At 66.3% G+C, this 15543-nt stretch carries 19 protein-coding genes and 2 tRNA genes; 9 read left to right on the forward strand and 12 right to left on the reverse strand.

Going from position 1 to position 15543, the window contains the following annotated elements; all coding sequences use genetic code 11:
* Positions 1–165: 165 nt before the first annotated feature.
* The gene (gene fmdA, locus IG98_RS0126510; protein WP_030917671.1) at positions 166–1422 is read left to right on the forward strand and encodes a formamidase; all 1257 of its coding nucleotides are present in this window, start codon (positions 166–168) and stop codon (positions 1420–1422) included.
* Positions 1423–1675: 253 nt separating this feature from the next.
* Here the strand turns inward: fmdA and IG98_RS54370 are convergent, their stop codons facing one another.
* Positions 1676–1810, reverse strand: coding sequence for a hypothetical protein (locus IG98_RS54370; RefSeq protein WP_281178528.1), 135 nt, complete (start codon positions 1808–1810; stop codon positions 1676–1678).
* Positions 1811–2242: 432 nt separating this feature from the next.
* On the reverse strand, positions 2243–2857 hold the full coding sequence (locus IG98_RS0126520; protein ID WP_030917674.1) for a TetR/AcrR family transcriptional regulator: 615 nt from the start codon (positions 2855–2857) through the stop codon (positions 2243–2245).
* A 113-nt stretch (positions 2858–2970) separates the two neighbouring features.
* Here IG98_RS0126520 and IG98_RS0126525 point away from each other — a divergent pair, with 113 nt between their 5' ends.
* Complete coding sequence (locus IG98_RS0126525) at positions 2971–3849, forward strand: NAD(P)H-binding protein (protein ID WP_030917676.1); 879 nt, start codon at positions 2971–2973, stop codon at positions 3847–3849.
* A 149-nt stretch (positions 3850–3998) separates the two neighbouring features.
* Here the strand turns inward: IG98_RS0126525 and IG98_RS0126530 are convergent, their stop codons facing one another.
* From IG98_RS0126530 to IG98_RS0126540, 3 genes are read right to left on the reverse strand one after another with little or no spacing between them, the layout of a single operon-like run.
* A complete protein-coding gene (locus IG98_RS0126530) occupies positions 3999–4343 on the reverse strand; it encodes a VOC family protein (protein WP_051752939.1) in 345 nt (114 codons plus the stop codon).
* Positions 4344–4364: 21 nt separating this feature from the next.
* Complete coding sequence (locus tag IG98_RS0126535; RefSeq protein ID WP_030917683.1) at positions 4365–4778, reverse strand: VOC family protein; 414 nt, start codon at positions 4776–4778, stop codon at positions 4365–4367.
* 20 nt (positions 4779–4798) lie between these two features.
* Positions 4799–5233: a helix-turn-helix transcriptional regulator gene (locus tag IG98_RS0126540; protein WP_030917686.1), complete on the reverse strand. Its 435-nt coding sequence runs from the start codon at positions 5231–5233 to the stop codon at positions 4799–4801.
* Between the two features lie 180 nt (positions 5234–5413).
* Between IG98_RS0126540 and IG98_RS0126545 the strand changes: the two genes are divergently transcribed.
* Entirely contained in the window at positions 5414–5878 is a 465-nt protein-coding gene (locus tag IG98_RS0126545) for a DUF1801 domain-containing protein (protein WP_342666845.1), read from the forward strand.
* A 205-nt stretch (positions 5879–6083) separates the two neighbouring features.
* Here IG98_RS0126545 and IG98_RS50850 read toward each other — a convergent pair.
* From IG98_RS50850 to IG98_RS50855, 4 genes are all read right to left on the reverse strand, one after another.
* Positions 6084–6149: transfer RNA gene (locus IG98_RS50850), tRNA-Phe, on the reverse strand.
* A 102-nt stretch (positions 6150–6251) separates the two neighbouring features.
* Entirely contained in the window at positions 6252–6776 is a 525-nt protein-coding gene (locus tag IG98_RS47350; protein WP_051752941.1) for a hypothetical protein, read from the reverse strand.
* A 425-nt stretch (positions 6777–7201) separates the two neighbouring features.
* Positions 7202–7942 carry a hypothetical protein gene (locus IG98_RS0126560; RefSeq protein WP_030917695.1) on the reverse strand — a complete coding sequence of 247 codons (741 nt, stop codon included), beginning with the start codon at positions 7940–7942 and terminating at the stop codon, positions 7202–7204.
* Positions 7943–8167: 225 nt separating this feature from the next.
* Positions 8168–8698: a hypothetical protein gene (locus IG98_RS50855; RefSeq protein ID WP_245651725.1), complete on the reverse strand. Its 531-nt coding sequence runs from the start codon at positions 8696–8698 to the stop codon at positions 8168–8170.
* A 33-nt stretch (positions 8699–8731) separates the two neighbouring features.
* On the opposite strand from IG98_RS50855, the gene IG98_RS0126565 reads away from it, so the two are divergent.
* Both IG98_RS0126565 and IG98_RS0126570 read left to right on the forward strand, forming a co-directional pair.
* A complete protein-coding gene (locus IG98_RS0126565) occupies positions 8732–8977 on the forward strand; it encodes a tyrosine-type recombinase/integrase (RefSeq protein ID WP_425428094.1) in 246 nt (81 codons plus the stop codon).
* Positions 8978–9062: 85 nt separating this feature from the next.
* Entirely contained in the window at positions 9063–9488 is a 426-nt protein-coding gene (locus IG98_RS0126570) for a hypothetical protein (RefSeq protein WP_157594529.1), read from the forward strand.
* 321 nt (positions 9489–9809) lie between these two features.
* On the opposite strand, the gene IG98_RS0126575 is transcribed toward IG98_RS0126570, so the two are convergent.
* The gene (locus IG98_RS0126575; RefSeq protein ID WP_051752943.1) at positions 9810–12497 is read right to left on the reverse strand and encodes a helix-turn-helix transcriptional regulator; all 2688 of its coding nucleotides are present in this window, start codon (positions 12495–12497) and stop codon (positions 9810–9812) included.
* A gap of 97 nt (positions 12498–12594) precedes the next feature.
* Here IG98_RS0126575 and IG98_RS0126580 point away from each other — a divergent pair, with 97 nt between their 5' ends.
* Positions 12595–13005 carry a hypothetical protein gene (locus tag IG98_RS0126580; RefSeq protein ID WP_051752945.1) on the forward strand — a complete coding sequence of 137 codons (411 nt, stop codon included), beginning with the start codon at positions 12595–12597 and terminating at the stop codon, positions 13003–13005.
* Positions 13006–13360: 355 nt separating this feature from the next.
* Here the strand turns inward: IG98_RS0126580 and IG98_RS50860 are convergent.
* Positions 13361–13428: transfer RNA gene (locus IG98_RS50860), tRNA-Phe, on the reverse strand.
* Positions 13429–13815: 387 nt separating this feature from the next.
* Here IG98_RS50860 and IG98_RS0126590 point away from each other — a divergent pair.
* Positions 13816–14343 carry an SMI1/KNR4 family protein gene (locus tag IG98_RS0126590; protein WP_169750184.1) on the forward strand — a complete coding sequence of 176 codons (528 nt, stop codon included), beginning with the start codon at positions 13816–13818 and terminating at the stop codon, positions 14341–14343.
* On the opposite strand, the gene IG98_RS47355 is transcribed toward IG98_RS0126590, so the two are convergent.
* Positions 14315–14494 carry a hypothetical protein gene (locus IG98_RS47355; protein ID WP_030917716.1) on the reverse strand — a complete coding sequence of 60 codons (180 nt, stop codon included), beginning with the start codon at positions 14492–14494 and terminating at the stop codon, positions 14315–14317. The genes IG98_RS0126590 and IG98_RS47355 overlap by 29 nt on opposite strands.
* A 77-nt stretch (positions 14495–14571) precedes the next feature.
* Between IG98_RS47355 and IG98_RS45330 the strand changes: the two genes are divergently transcribed.
* A complete protein-coding gene (locus IG98_RS45330; protein ID WP_030917719.1) occupies positions 14572–14889 on the forward strand; it encodes a tyrosine-type recombinase/integrase in 318 nt (105 codons plus the stop codon).
* A 148-nt stretch (positions 14890–15037) separates the two neighbouring features.
* A complete protein-coding gene (locus tag IG98_RS0126605) occupies positions 15038–15460 on the forward strand; it encodes a hypothetical protein (RefSeq protein WP_030917721.1) in 423 nt (140 codons plus the stop codon).
* Positions 15461–15543: the final 83 nt, after the last annotated feature.

Consider the following 15543-nt stretch of genomic DNA (forward strand, 5'->3'; position numbering starts at 1 on the left):
GCCGCCATATCCACCCGGTTGCAGCGCGCGGAGCGCAGCGCCTTCGAGCCCGAAGTCGTCACGTCCCTGCCGCAGCGCCGTACCGGAGGCGCGGCGGTCGCCCATCCCGCTACCAGCCGCCTGCCGCGGCCGTGACCGTCTCGCAGCGCCGAAAGGAATCCAGCCGTGCCAGAGTTGATTTTCCCGCTCGACTCGAAGAGGAAGTTCACCGACCAGGTCAAGATCGGTCACAACCGTTGGCACCCCGCGATCCCGCCGGTGGCATGGGTCAAACCCGGCGACAGCTTCCGGGTCCACTGCCGGGAGTGGTTCGACGGTGCGATCCACAACGACGACTCCGCCGAGGACATCCGTGACGCCCCGTTGACGACGGTGCACGCGCTCAGCGGCCCGTTCGCGGTCGAAGGGGCCGAGCCGGGCGACCTACTGGTCGTGGACATCCTCGACCTGGGGCCCATCCCCCAGGAGGACAGCGGCCCGCTGGCCGGCCAGGGCTGGGGTTACACCGGGATCTTCCCCACCAAGAACGGCGGCGGGTTCCTCACCGAGCAGTTCCCCGACGCCTACAAGGCGATCTGGGACTTCTCCGGCCAGACTGCCACATCACGTCATATCCCAGCGGTGTCGTTCACCGGCATCACCCACCCTGGGCTCATGGGCACCGCGCCGTCGGCGGCGCTGCTGTCGAAATGGAACGCGCGGGAATCGGCGCTGATAGCCACGGCCCCGCAGAGAGTGCCACCGCTGGCCCTGCCTCCTGAGCCCCGGGACGCCGTCCTCGGCTCTGTCTCCCCATCCGAGTTCGACCGGATCGCGGCCGAGGCGGCCCGCACCGCGCCACCGCGAGAGAACGGCGGCAACCAGGACATCAAGAACCTCACCCGGGGCTCCCGCGTGTTCTACCCGGTGTACGTACCCGGCGCGAACCTGTCCGTCGGCGACCTGCACTTCTCTCAGGGCGACGGCGAGATCACCTTCTGCGGTGCCATCGAGATGGGCGGCTTCATCGACCTGCGGGTCGAGGTCATCAAGGATGGCATGCAAACGTACCGCGTCGGCGAGAACGCCATCTTCATGCCGGGCCGCACCGGCCCTCAGTACAGCGAGTGGCTCGCCTTCTCCGGAGTGTCCGTCACCCTGGACGGCGAGCAGCGCTATCTTGACTCGCAGCTGGCCTACCAGCGTGCCTGCCTGCACGCGATCGACTACCTGACGGCGTTCGGCTACAGCCCCGAGCAGGCATATCTGCTGCTCGGCGCCGCGCCGATCGAGGGCCGGCTGTCGGGGGTGGTGGACATCCCCAACTCCTGCGCCACCGTCTACCTGCCAACCGCGATCTTCGACTTCGACGTCCGTCCCGGCGCGTCCGGTCCGCTCCGCGTGCCACAGGGCACCAGCGCACCGCACGCCGGCTTCGACTGAGAACCGCTGCCCGCCCTGTTGGCCCTCAGGATGTAGGAGCAGGCATTTGTGCATCCACTGGAGGGAAGGCGACCCAGGATCTCGACGGTCACGAGTTCGTCGTCTTCCAGCGCCTCGACGAAGACGCCTTCGGCATCAAGGCGGGAGCCAACCGCACCTTCGACAAACTCCTGGCCGCACACGTCAAAGCCGACCCGCTCATCCTCGACGACTTCGCGATGCGCGAGTTCCCCCCTGGCCAGGCCGACGACCTCTACGAACTGATCTCCCAGCGCATCGCCGAAGGCCGCTCCATCGCGATCATCGCGAACCCCATGACTGGTATCCGCTGTTCCCCAACCCCGTCGTCGCCGAATCGCTGCTCGACCGGCTCATCAACACCAGCCACCAGGTCTTCATGAACGGCCCCTCCTACCGGCCGAACAAACGACCCAAAGTGCCGGCCCGGTCGACGCCTCGCGGCACGACAGCCGCCCCTGGAGAGACGACGGCATGACCAATCCGACACCTGGCTCCAGCATCCCCAGGCGAGCCGAACGCGAAGAACCCAACGCCGCCCTGCACGCCGCCGACGCCGAGACCGGCTTCTGGGACGACAACGGCCGCCCACACCCTGGCCCGACGACATCGAGGACTGGACACCCGAAATCCGCGAATCCGGCGGCCCCGCACCCGGACAGCCACCCTTCCAACAAATCCATTCATGTCCCACCAAGCCCCCGAAGCCAGTCCCGTTACATGAGCCATGAACCCAGGCCAGGGGAATCAGGGTGAGCGTCAACACTCGGCGGCGCCGGCCGGAGTGCGCGGGCGCAGCGGGCTAGGAGTTGCCCGCTGCGCGGCACAGTTGGGCGAAGGCATGGTCTGCGTCGGCGACCGCCTCGGGTTGCACATCGTGTGCGGCCCGCCCGTCGGCGATCTTCTGCCAGTTGGTCCGGGCCAGTACGCGTTGAACCGCGATCACCTGGGCGGCTTGCAGTCGGCCCCGGACACCCGGGTCGAGGACGGCGGCCAACGCGTCCTCATCGTCGAGCATGTACTGCAGGAGCCGTCCCGCCAGGCTTGGGGTGGTGAACACCAGCCGATGAAACGCCACCACCTCGGGGTGATCGTTGAGGCCGGTGACCGGCTCGAAGCGATCGAGGCCGGCCCGGAAATGCCGGTGCAGCGCCGTCATCGGCGCGATGTCGGACCGACGGTCGCGGACCACGCGTGCAGCCTCACCGTTGTGGTCCGCGAAGCGGTGCAGAATCAGGTCTTCCTTGGTGGCGAAGTAGCGGAACAGCGTCGGTTTCGACACCTCAGCCATCGCGGCGATGTCGGACACCGATACCTGGTCGAAACCGCGCGCCAGGAACAGCGAGATCGCCGCATCAGCGATCGCGTCCCGGGTTCGTACCTTCTTGCGGGCCCGCAGCCCGACCGGCTCGCTCACCTTATTAGGGTAACATTAGTTACCGGGTTGCGTTTTTAACTCAGTAACGAAAAAATGGCGACCATGGAACAGACAGACACCCGCCGCACTCCGTCGACGACGGCGAGGCTGCCATGACACCCGCAGGAGAGTCTCCGGTGCTCGTCACCGGGGCGACCGGACGCATCGGCCGCGCCGTGGTCGACCTGCTGACCGATGCGGGCGTGCCGGTCCGTGCCCTCGTGCGCCGCTCCGAGTCGGCGGCGACACTGCCCACCAACGTCGAGATCGTCACCGGCGATCTCACGGTGCCCGAATCGCTCGACGCCGCACTGCACTCCATCAGTACGGTCTTCCTGGTCTGGACCGCCCCGCCGCCGACCGCCGCGGCCGTCGTCGACCGGCTGGCCGCCCACGCACAGCGGGTCGTCTATCTGTCCGCACCGCACCGGACCCCGCACCCGTTCTTCCAGCAACCGAACCCGATGGCGGCGCTGCACGCCGAGATCGAGCGGCTCATCGCGGCCACCGGACTCGACTCGACGATCGTCCGGCCGGGGATGTTCGCGTCGAACGCCCTGTTCTGGTGGTCCGCCGCGATCCGTGGCGAAGGCGTGGTCCGGTGGCCGTATGGCGCGGCCGAGACAGCCCCGGTCGACGATCGAGACGTGGCCGCGGTCATCGCGCGGACCCTGCGCGAGGACGGACACGCCGGCGGCGACTACGTCCTGACCGGCCCCGAGTCACTCACTCAGGCCGAACAGATACGCATCATCGGAGACGCGCTGGGCCGCCGGCTAACGTTCGAGGAACTGCCGCCCGACGAGTTCCGGCGCGAGACCCCAGAAACCTCGCGCCCGGCCGTGAACATGCTCCTGGCGGCGTGGAACGCCACGATGGGACGCCCGGCATACGTCACCTCGACGGTGTCCGACCTCCTCGGAAGGCCGGCGCGAACCTTCCGCCAGTGGGTCACCGACCACACCACGTCGTTCACCGGGAACCCCACCTGATGAATTGACCAATCTCCTTGACCTTCTCGGCCCGGCCCCGCCTGTCGTAGCGCGGTGCCCAGCCTTGCGGGGTACACCAAGGCCATGGCGATCGGGTGGGCGCGCAGCTCGCGCCTACCGGATCCCGGCCGCCGAGCGACCAGTCGCGGTCAGCCGGGTGTGGTGATTCTCCAGTGGTAGCCGTCGGGGTCGGTGCAGTGCCCGGCGTAATCACCCCGGTCGGTTCGGGCCGCTGCGGCGGTGACCCGGCCGCCGGCAGAGTCCGCGGCGGTGAGAAGAGCGTCGACGTCGTCACGGGAAGCGGCGATGTGGGTGAGGACGAGCGCCGAGAAGCCGTCGCCGTGCTCGTCGACGCCGGCGTCCTTGGCGAGAGCTTTGCGTGGCAGCAGGCCCAGCCGACACACGCCGTCGGCGATGGCGAAGTCGAGGAACCTGTCGCCGTAGTCGTGGTTGACGCTCATGCCCAGCGTCTCGTAGAACGCCCTGGATGCCATGTGAGAGTCGTGCGGGCCGGCTCAGGCAGGTGCGCTGGTTATGCGGATGAGGTTGCCGGCGGGATCACGGAAGGCGCAGTCACGGACTCCGTAGTCCTGGTCGATGGGTTCCTGGACCACATCGGCACCTGCGGCCTGGAGACGGTCGAAAAGTCCTTCGAGGTCGTCGGTGGCCAGCGTGACGGCGGTGTAGACGCCCTTGGTGATGAGTTCCAAGACGGTGCGGCGCTCCTCGTCCGTGATGCCCGGATCGGCCGCCGGCGGGTGCAACACGATGGAGGTGCCGGGCTGTCCGACCGGGCCGACGGTGATCCAGCGCATGTCTTCGTAGCCGGCATCGGCCCGGACCTCGAAGCCCAGGATGTCGCGATAGAAACCTAGAGCGGCCTCGGGGTCGGTGTGCGGGAGGAAGGTGTGCTGAATGGTGACGTTCATGCCTGGCACGCTACGCATGACTACCGGGCGCGGGCTTCTCGATTCTTGACCGGTCTGGTCACCTGCTTGCTCAGACACGGCGGAATACCCGCCGCGGCCTGGGAATGGTCACGACGGTAGACGCTCGGCGGCACGCCGACCAGTTCGGTGAACCTCGTGCTGAACGTGCCCAGTGAGGAGAAACCCACCTCGAAACACACTTCAGTGACGCTGAGGTCTCCGCGGCGCAGCAGCGTCATCGCCCGTTCGATCCGCCGGGTCATCAGATACGAGTACGGAGACTCGCCGTAGATGCGACGGAACTCTCGGCTCAGGTGCCCGACCGACATGTGCGCCCCATCGGCCAGCGCCTTGAGGTTCAACGGCTTGGCGTACTCACGATCGATCCGGTCTCGGACACGACGGATCACGGCGATGTCATGCAACCGTTGCGCCTTTGCATGCCCGAGCCCCATACGCACCATCGTTCCACCTCGCCTGCCGCGCGGGCGACAGCCAGCAGTGTGGGCCCGTGCGACAGGGTGTGTCCCAGAAGCACCGGGCGAGCATCGATCAAGAATCGAGAAGCGCCGGCTTCGCAGCACGGCTAGCGTCACAACCACTTCACAGCGATGACGACGAGGAGAGTGACAGCGGTGAGCGCGGACATCAGCGCGGAGACCAAGAAAAGCACGGATGGTTTCTCCGAGGAAGAGCGTACTGCTATGAAGGAGCGCGCCGCGGAACTGAAGAAGGAGGCAAACCGCGGTCGTGGCAACAAGGCAGCCGCCGAGGAACTCGATGTGCTGTCGAAGATCGCAGAGATGGAGCCGTCGAACCGCGCAATGGCCGAACGCATCCACGCCATTGTCACCACCAACGCCCCAGAGCTGTCGCCGAAGCTGTGGTACGGACAGCCGGCCTACGCCAGAAAAGGGAAGGTCGTATGCTTCTTCCGTAGCGGAAATATGGACAAAGAGCCCTACTCAACCTTCGGCTTCACCGCCGAGGCAAACCTCGCTGATGACAGCGGCCTGTGGCCCACGTCCTTTGCTGTGACCGAGTTGAGCGACGAAGCCGCGAACACGATCATCACCCTCGTCAAGAAGGCCGTGAGCTGAGACACCGCCTCGACGGTAGGGGGTACACCGACTCAGCGAGGCCGGGAGCCGACGCCGTACTTCGCCTGGCAGCATGACTGATGGGCGCGGGCTCGTGAGGTCGCCGGGCGGTTGGAAAAGGGGCGCGACGACTACAACATGAGTTCGAACCGGCCAACGTCGCGGTTCACGAGGTGGAGGTGGCGTTCGCGCTGTTCAGTTGCTGTGGTCAGGGGCGGGGTCGAACCGCCGACCTTCCGCTTTTCAGACAGAGCGATCACCCTGCTCCGCTCAACGAACACGAGGTCAGAGGGTGGTGACCGGCGTTGTCGTTACCGTTGTCGTCAACCCTCACGTTCCAGAACCGAGACCGGCCGAACACCCCTCCCAGGCATCAGCACAGATTGCTCCCGCTGGGGCCAGAACTGACCTGCAAGAAGTAGTCATCACTGTCCTTCTCTTCCGGCCTGTCGGAGTACCCCACCGACAGATAGACATTCCGGCTGTCGATGACCTTAGTGAGGCAGACCTGCGTTGCACTCTCCTCCTGCTTTGGCACCGGCGCCGACTTCCAGCCGTCCTTGATCGCAGCCTCGCGGTAGAAGGACGGCACATCGGCACGCGATGCTGAAAGCCGGTAGGACTGCTCGGCATATGCGAGCCGGTCATCGTCATTGCACCCCCCGAGACGTTTCCCGTCCGGCTTCGCCTCAACCGGACGGGCATCAAGGATGCTGAGCACTACGAGAGCCGAAGCAAGCCGCTTGTCATCGTCGGTACAGCGGGGAAACGGCGAGCGGGGCATCAACAACAAGCCCAGGCGATCCACCACGAAACTGCCGGCCCCCAGGGCGCCTACGACGGCGACAGCACCAGCAAGGCCGCCGACCACCAGCACCGCGACAATCAGACGCTTCATGATCTAAAGCCTAGTATCGGCCGCCAACAGGCCCGATAGATTCGATCGCCTCCTACCAGACGTCTGACCCCCTCATCCGATATGCGACCCCTTCATTACGAGTGAACCGCAGGTGCCAGGTCGGAGGAACCGCGCCCTGGTCAGGCGGTGGATGCGGTGCGATGGGATGTGATCGCGTAAGACGGTGTTGCTGCACGAGGCTGCTGTACGGCACTCCTCGCCGGGCTACGGCATGGCCGCTCGATCACCGCTCGCTGTGCAGAATCTCCATGGCCTGAAGCACGTCGGTGGTGACATGATCCACGCTGTGATCGTGGCCGTCCCAAGCGCCTTGGTCGATCCAGATCGTATTCGGTCTGCTGATCATCATGGTTTGTGCGTCTGGCGGACGACGACTTGATGGAGTAGCCGTGAGCTCCCGTTTGCTATTCGTCAGGCAACAGGTACCGCCAGGAGAGCACGAAGAGTGCACCCGAACTGGTCTTGAAGAGTGACCGGCCGTGTTCCTGCCCAGCAGGAACCGCCTTGATGATCGCACTCACCGCCGCCCCCTCGATGTCCTTCTGCCAAATCGGGTCCACCATTCCCGAAGGCTCCGGGACCCCTGCGGGCCACGGCGCCGGCTTGCCCTCCGCCGAGGCGGCCCCTTCGGCGACCATGCGGACGCGGGTGGCGACGTAGTCGGTGCCCGCGGCGGCGGCCCGGGTCGCCAAGCCGTCCATCAGCTTCTTCGCCTCCGAGAGCTCCTTCGGGTAGAAGTCCGCGACCTGGTCCAGAGCCGGGGCCCGGACCTCCAGCATCTTTCCGTCCTTCCCCCGTACCCCGAGGACGGTGGTCGGCACGTCCGTCACCATCGGCGCGCCCGGCTTGGGCTCCGCGGTCGGCGGTTGCCCGGTCAGGTACGTCTCCATCGACGCGACCGTCTCGCCCGTCTCGGCATCGGTGAGCTTCAGCTGCTTGCTCGCGTCAACGATCACCAGGCCGTCGCTGTACAGCACCGCCCTCGGCGGACGCAGCACGTTCATGGTCGCGGTCACGAAGCCGCCTTCGGCACCCCACAATGCAACCCGCTTCGTCGGCCCATCGTCAGCCTGGGTCGCCGACATATCCGATTCCGCACCTCCGCAGGCCGCAGTCAGGGACAACAGCGCCACGAGCAGGGTCATTCGTATTCTCATGCCCCACAAACGTATGTTTCCTTCAGATGGTTCAGCCGGTGTCGTTCGAGGTCAGGTGTATCCGCCGGCAAGGGCAATCGCCGACTCGGAACTTGTCAAGCTCGGTGAGACACGGTTGTTTCAGTTGTTCTGTACCTGTTTCTCCCGTTTACCTGGGTCGTTGATCCACACTGTGGCGGGATCCGGGGCGGGACCGGTCTCCTGCGGAACCGGTCAGGGTTGGCCTGGTAGGCGGCCTCCAGCGTGACGGCCCGCTGAGTACGGATCTCGGCCACGGTGCCGAGGTGCACCGAGACCGGGGTGTGCAGGCCGATCCCCGAACGGCGGTGCTCGTGGTTGTAGGCGGCGCTCGCGCACGCCGTCCTCGGCGCGCAGCAGCCGGTACATCGTGGAGATCGAGCACAGGTAGAGTCCCTCGTCCAGCAGCGTCACCCACACCCGCGGCGGAGATTTGTCGACGAACCGGTAGGAGTTGAGCGTCTCCAGTACCCGGTGACGCTCATCGCGAGACAGCGCGTTGGGCGGGACCGGCCGCGGCGTCGGCGGACCGGCGGGCCGGGGACGGGGGTGACGTCGTCGATACAGCGTGGCCCGTGAGGTTCCGGTCAGCTCGCAGGCGTTCTTGGTATCGAGTACCTGCTCCAGGTCCTCCAGCGCCTGGCCGATCACGTGGAAGCGCTCCGGGCGCATCGCAAGCAGCAGTTCGCCGAACGCTCCGACCGCTTGGACGACTGGGAGGAACACGGCCTGGTCTTCCCGTCTCGGCGCGGTACCCCGATGGGGCCGGATAACCTCCGGCGAAGCTGGGGAGCGATCCGCAAGGCCGCCGGCCTCGGGGACATGCGCTTTCACGATCTTCGTCACACCTGCGTGACTCTGCTGCTCAACCTCGGCGTACCGCCCCAGGTCGTCCGCGACATCGTCGGCCACAGCGACATCGAGGTGACCATGACCATCTACACCCACGTCTCCCTCGACGACAAGCGCAACGCCCTGGGCAAGCTCGGCGATGCCCTCGGCTGACATCGCACGTATATGGATGAAGCGTCCCGTAGGTCATCTCCGGGACGCTTCATTGCTGCCCTCGTTAATAGCGCCACTTTTCGCAATGGCGATGCCTGGTCGGTTCTGGTTCCTCACCGCGCAACAATGTGAGTCGTGCCCGCTGCCGGGCTTTGCGCTCCGCCAGATTGGCATCTTCACCGATGCCCGAATAGGAGCCGCCCATATCGTGCCTGTAGCGGCGACCATCCTGCTCCTGCAAGCGAAGCGGCATCGTGTTGTCCGTCCTGCTCACGTTCTCATGATCCTGCGTTTGGGCGGGATCGTCCAGGACACGAAAACCTGGGGGTTCGAAGCAGCAGAGACGTTGCTGTCACCAGACATCAAAAAGCCCCGGGCCGTGATCGACTCGGGGCGTTTGTGCTGCTCAGTTGCTGTGGTCAGGGGCGGGGTCGAACCGCCGACCTTCCGCTTTTCAGGCGTGGCAATCGCCCTGCTGGCCCTCGACGGCCTGGGAGTAGAGGGTGCTTAAAGGTGTCCGGCGTGCGCCTCTGGTGGTGGACGTTGCCGTCAGCGTTGCCGTCAATGGCACCGTCGCGACCGCTAGGAAGGCCTGGGAAACGAAGAGCGCGCCACGGCGATGAACGACGCCCAACCCGTGCCGTGGAACCCGAGTGCGCGGTCGTGGCGGCATCTCGCACTGGAGGCGTAATGATCGTGATCGAGGATCACACCCGCCTTCATCGAGGAGGCGTCGGAGCCGGTCTCTCGGGCCCGTAATGCGCATGCGAGAACAGCGCGCCACCACACGCGAACGGTACGAGGCACCGCGGCTTCAACTTCTGAGCGAACATCAGTCGAGCACCGACGAAGACCGGGCGATGGCTGCCAATTGGGCTCGGGAGGTGATACCCAGCTTGGGAAACGCCTTGTAGAGGTGGTAGCCAACGGTCCGCGGGCTGAGGAAAAGCTGGGCGGCGATGTCGCGGTTGGAGGCGCCATTGGCCGCCAGCCGTACGACTTGGCGTTCCTGGGGGGTGAGCACGCTGAGCGGGTCGTCGGCCCTGCGCGGCGCCGCCGGCACGTCCCCGGTCGCGCGCAACTCCGCACGGGCGCGCTCGGCCCACAGCTCCGAACCGAGCCGATCGAAGATCTCCAGTGCGTCGCGCAGCTGCGCGCGGGCATCTGCTCGCCGCCGTGCCCGTCGCAGCCACTCGCCGTAGGCGAGCTGCGTCCTCGCCTGCTCATACGGCTGAGTGTCTTTCTCATGGAGGTGTATGGCATGCACGAAGTGTGCCTCGTCCTCCTCGACGAGGGCGCGGCAGCGCAGGGCGATCGCGTCCGACGACGGCTGATGAACGTGCCGCGCCCAGGCCAGGTAGCGGGCGAGCGGCTCCTTCGTCCGCTCCGGCCGGCCGCTGCGGATGGCTGCCTCGACCTGGTCGGCGGCGGAGAGGACGGCAATGCCCGTCGACGGGATGGCCTCCAGCTGCTGGAGAGCAGCGTTCGGGCGACCCAGGCCGAGTTCGAGCAGGCCGAGTGCCCACCGCCCGATGGCTGCCGCAAGAACCAGTCCTTGGGTGTTGGCTCTCGCGACGCCTTCCTCAGCGTTCGCGCGACACTCCTCCACATCCCCCTGGTGAGCGAGCACCCAAGCGAGAGAGCATGTGATGTGGCTGATCCGGTGCTCGTGACCCAGATCCGCCGCCAGCCGCAGCCCTGCGTTCAGGGCCGCCCTGGCCTCGCCATACTGGCAGAGCCACCCCTGCGCGAGACCATGATCCTGGAGCGCGAATGTGAGCCAGCCGATCATCCCGCTCTTCCGGCAGTCCGCCACGACCTGGCCGGTGATCTCCTCGTAGAGGACGGCACGGCCCAGCGGGAAGCACAGAGAGGCGGTGAAGGTCAGTCCAGGCACCCCCAGCCCGGCGAGCGCATGTACGTCGACCGCCTCGCCCATGAGCTTGATCCCACCGCCAATGTCACCGCTTAGCAGGCGGGTCAGTCCGAGCGCCCCACTGACCAGCGGCGAGTTGACCTCGGGGAGCGCGCAGAGGCTCGCGGCCGCCTCTTCGGCCAGCCGCGCGTCACCGGCGAACCAGGCGCAGCGGATGGCCTCCACCAGCAGCCAGGTGGCCCGCTCGTAGGAGTGGGCCGCCACGCGAGAGACGCCGTCCATGATGATCCGGCCCGCCGCGAGCGGTGTGCCTAACTCGAATTCGCGATGGGCGCGCACCTGGATCAGCGCGGCGATCACGTCAGGGTCGTCCACATCGGGCGTGGCGCTGTCAGCGAGCGCAGCGGCACGGCCCATCAGGCCGGCGTCGCTCGCTGCCAGCGCGGCAGCGGCCAGCCGTCCGGATCGTCGTACCGGATCGGCGGTGAGTTCGGCGGCCCGCTCGTAAGCGGCCGCGATCGCGGCGTGGCCGCTGCGGGTACGTGCCCGTTCCGCTGCTTCCTCCAACTCCCGTGCGACGTCCTCGTCAGGGCCGAGCGCGGCGGCGGCCAGGTGCCACGCCCGCCGGTCGGCCGCATCCATGGCAGCCGAGCTGGTGAGGGCGTCGGCAAGGGCTCGATGTACGGCAAGGCGCCGGGTGACCGGCGCACTCTGATAGGCAGCCGCCCTGATCAGGGGATGGCGGAAACCGACGATCGTTCCCCTGATCTCGATCAGCCGGCTCCGCTCGGCTGACTCAAGGCCGTGGAGGGGGGCACCCGCACCTACCACCGTCTCAAGCTCACCGGAGCCGTCCGCCGCCGCGATCAGCAGCGCGATCCGCGCGGGCTCGGGAAGCGCGGCTATCTGTGTTTGGAACGCCTCCTGGACTCGATCGGCGACGGGCATCGCACCCACCGGTGACAATCGTCCCGCCCGCTGTTCGGCGGTGAGCGCGGTGGGCAGTTCGATGAGCGCCAGGGGGTTGCCGTCCGACTCCTCGATGAGGCGCTCTCGCACCTGCGGTAGAAGGTCGGCGGGGAGCAGGGCGGCGGCGGCTGCGCTGTCCAGCCCGCCCAGCCGGAGCTCGGGCAGCCCTGTGGCATGGAAACCCGTGCGGGCGGCGAAGATCATAGCAACGCCTTCAGCCTCGAGGCGGCGGGCGGCGAACACCAGCGCGTCGATGGACGCCTGGTCGAACCACTGCGCGTCGTCAATGAGGCAGAGCAGCGCGCCGTCCCCTGCGAGCTCGGAGAGAAGGCTCAGCGTGGCCAGCCCGACCAGGAACCGACTTTCTGGAGCGATGTCGTCCAAGCCCAGGGCACCGTTGAGCGCCGTGGCCTGCGCGTCGGGCAGTGCGTGGATCCGGTCGAGCCCAGTGCGCAAGAGCAGGTGAAGTGCGGCGAAGGGCAACTCGGCCTCGGATTCGATACCGACGCCGCGCAGCATTCGCATGCCCTCCGCTCGCCCGGCGGCGTAGTCCAGGAGCGCCGACTTGCCGATCCCCGCCTGGCCTCGAATGACCAGGGCCCCGCTCTGGCCGGTCCTGGCCTCCGCCAGGAGCCGTTCGATGTCCGCTTGTTCCCCGGCTCGTCCGTACAACACGGTCAGGAATCTACCGTCACGATGACTGATTCGGGTTGGTGCAGGCCTGCGTAGCTTCGTGGTCACAGGCACGTCAGTACTACGAAGGGACTCCGAAATGGCCACCGTCGCCAGCACCGTCAAGATCGCCGCTGACGCAAAGCTGCTCCGTTTCGCCCTCAAGTTGGATGCGATGGGCTCGGGCGCCAATGGAGTCGTCTACGTCGTCGCCGCGGCGATCTTCGGCGAGATGTTCGGCCTCCCCTCCGCCTTCCTCTACCCGACCGGTGCGTTCCTGGTCGCCTGGGCAGCCGCCCTGTTCTTCCTCGCCTCGCGGCCTACGGTGAGCAAGGTCGCCGTGGGCGTCGTGATGGCTGTCAACATCGCTTGGGTGGCCGCGAGCGCGGAACTGCTCATCGCCGGTTGGTTCCCGCTGACCGGCCTTGGCACCGCACTGGTGATCGCACAGGCGGTAGTGGTCGCCGGCTTCACCGGCCTGCAGTTCGCCGGTCTTCGCAAGACCGCGTGAACTCGCTGCAATCCATCGGTGCCCGCCCCTGCGCAGGAGCGGGCATCGAATCACGTCGGCCGCGCTCAGCCCACCGCATGAGGAGCGGCCGAGCCATCACCATGCGCTGGATTAGGGTGTCCATCGTCAGAGATCGTCGGACACAGCGACATCGAGGTCACCGTGACGATCTACGCTCACGCCTCCCTCGACGACAAGCGCCGCGCCCTCGGCAAGCTCGGCCATGCCCTGACGAAGACCGTACCGATCAACAACGCCCCGGAGCCCAGCTCCTCCGGGGCGTCCCTCCCGTCAAGTACAACGAAGAACGCCCCGGCCGTGGTTGGCTCGGGGCTTTTGTACTGTTCAGATGAGGTGGTCAGGGGCGGGGTCGAACCGCCGACCTTCCGCTTTTCAGGCGTGGCAATCACCCTGCTCATCTACTGGAAGCCGGGAGCAGAAGGATGTCCGCGGTGCCCTGTGTGTGGCTGCGGTGGTGGACGTTGCCGTCAGGGTTGCCGTCAGCCATGGCGCCCACCGCATGCCATGGCGGAGTCTCCCACTGAACGCTCTCCTCGCCAGGAACTCAGCCGCCGACAGCCGATGTAACCCTTGATCCGCCGCGCGCGGCCTCTCCATCACCATTAACGCTTCAAGAGATTGGTGGTCGCCTGCGCATGGCGGACGTCCGTCGGCTGTAAGTCAGCAGCAACTGTTCGATCGGTCGCGGAATGGCCCGATCAGGGTTTCTACCTCCTGCAAGGACATGCCGCAGAACTGACCTGCCGCACATCGGATGACATGTCAGATGTGATCGCTAGGGTCTCCGCCATGAGCGACACCGACAACGCATGGCGTGAACTTCTTGGGCAGGCACCGGGATTCCCGGCGATAGGCGCAAGCGAGGCCGACATCGCCGAGCAGGAGGAACGTCTCGGGATACGCCTCCCGCCGAGTTATCGCGCCTTCCTCCGCATCGCGAACGGGTGGGGGCAGGGCATCTTCCGGCCCGTCCACGAGATTGGGCGGGTGCGAGCCCTTGCCCCATGGCTGGCCGAACTGGCGGACCCCAATCCCCTCTACCCAATCGACAGTGCATCGGATGAGGACTACTTCGTCTACGGCGACAACCAGGATTCCGTGTTCTACCGCCCCGAATACCTCCCCGATTCCATCCTGATCGGACAGTTCGACGACGGCGACTTCTTCCTCAACCCGCACGTCATCAGCCCGGCGGGAGAATGGGAAGCGTGCTTCGCGGCCGCGTGGCTGCCGGGAGTCGAGCGCCATCGCAGCTTCTTCGACCTTGTGGCTAGTGACATGGACAGATTTAAGGACTTCCAACCCGATGCGAGCTGATCATCGCGGACTCCACCGCCTTGACGGCGGCCAGGACGCACAGCGTTGACGCGGTGATCGAGCGGGAGACGAGATGCTCGGGGCCGTAGCGTGAGTGGATCTCGGCGAGGCGCTCGGAGACGTCGAGGCCGGCCGCCTCCAGTTCATCCAACCCAAGACGGCTCGTACGGTCCCACTGCCACCGGTCTGTGTGGAGAGGCCCTGAAGGAACACCGGAAGGCGCTGTTCATGGAGCGCTCTGACCGCTGGGAGGAGTGGAAGGAGAACAGCCTCCTCTTCCCCTCGCGCTGTGGCACCCCGATGGAGCCGGACAACCTCCGGCGAAGCTGGGGAACGATCCGCACGGCCGCCGGCCTCGGCGAGATACGCTTTCACGACCTCCGCCACACCTGCGTCACGCTGCTGCTCAACCTCGGCGTCCCGCCCCAGGTCGTCCGTGACATTGTCGGCCACAGCGACATCGAGGTGACCATGACCATCTACGCCCGCGTCTCCCTCGACGACAAGCGCAACGCCCTCAGGCGTCTCGGTGACGCGCTCGCATAAGCAGATCCATGCCTCGGATGCCTCGGCCACAGCCGGGGCGTCTTTCGCTTCACAGCCAGTGAGAGCGGAGGTGGCAACCCTGCCCAGGAGCAAGTGACCGTCAGGGCCGGCCTGTCGGGATCACAGATGTGATCGCTAGGGTGACGCCGTGATCACCAAGCCGCCCGGATGGCCATTTCTGATCGCAGTCTCGGCTGCAGCCCTCGTACTCCTGTATTGGGCCAGCGTCCCTTATCGGTACACCATAGAGATGGTCCTGTTCACCATCTTTGTCATAGTCCCACTGGTCCTGATCTGGATCGTCCGCATCATCTTGGCAGGGCGCAAGGACGCAGACGTGGTCTCCGACCGCCTACGGCGCTGGTTCCTCCCCTGGATCGTCCTCGCGGTAGTCCTAGCCGCAATCGTTGTCGACGCCCCCTTCTGGGTGCGGTTCACGATCTCCAAACCGAGCATGGAAGCTTTCGCCAAGACGGTGACGGAGGAGACATCGTTCTACGACTCCTGCCGGTGGCTGGGTTTGTATCAAGTGTGCGGGGCACACTCCTACGCGACTGAGGTGCCTCGGTGATTCCGGACAGCCGTCTTATGGTCGTAGCCTATGCGGCTGCTCGGGTTGAAAGGGATTCGTTGAGTACTTCGAGGGGCGGCCGG

Origin of the sequence: Streptosporangium amethystogenes (assembly GCF_000721075.1) — a bacterium.
In the GTDB taxonomy this organism is placed as follows: domain Bacteria; phylum Actinomycetota; class Actinomycetes; order Streptosporangiales; family Streptosporangiaceae; genus Streptosporangium; species Streptosporangium amethystogenes.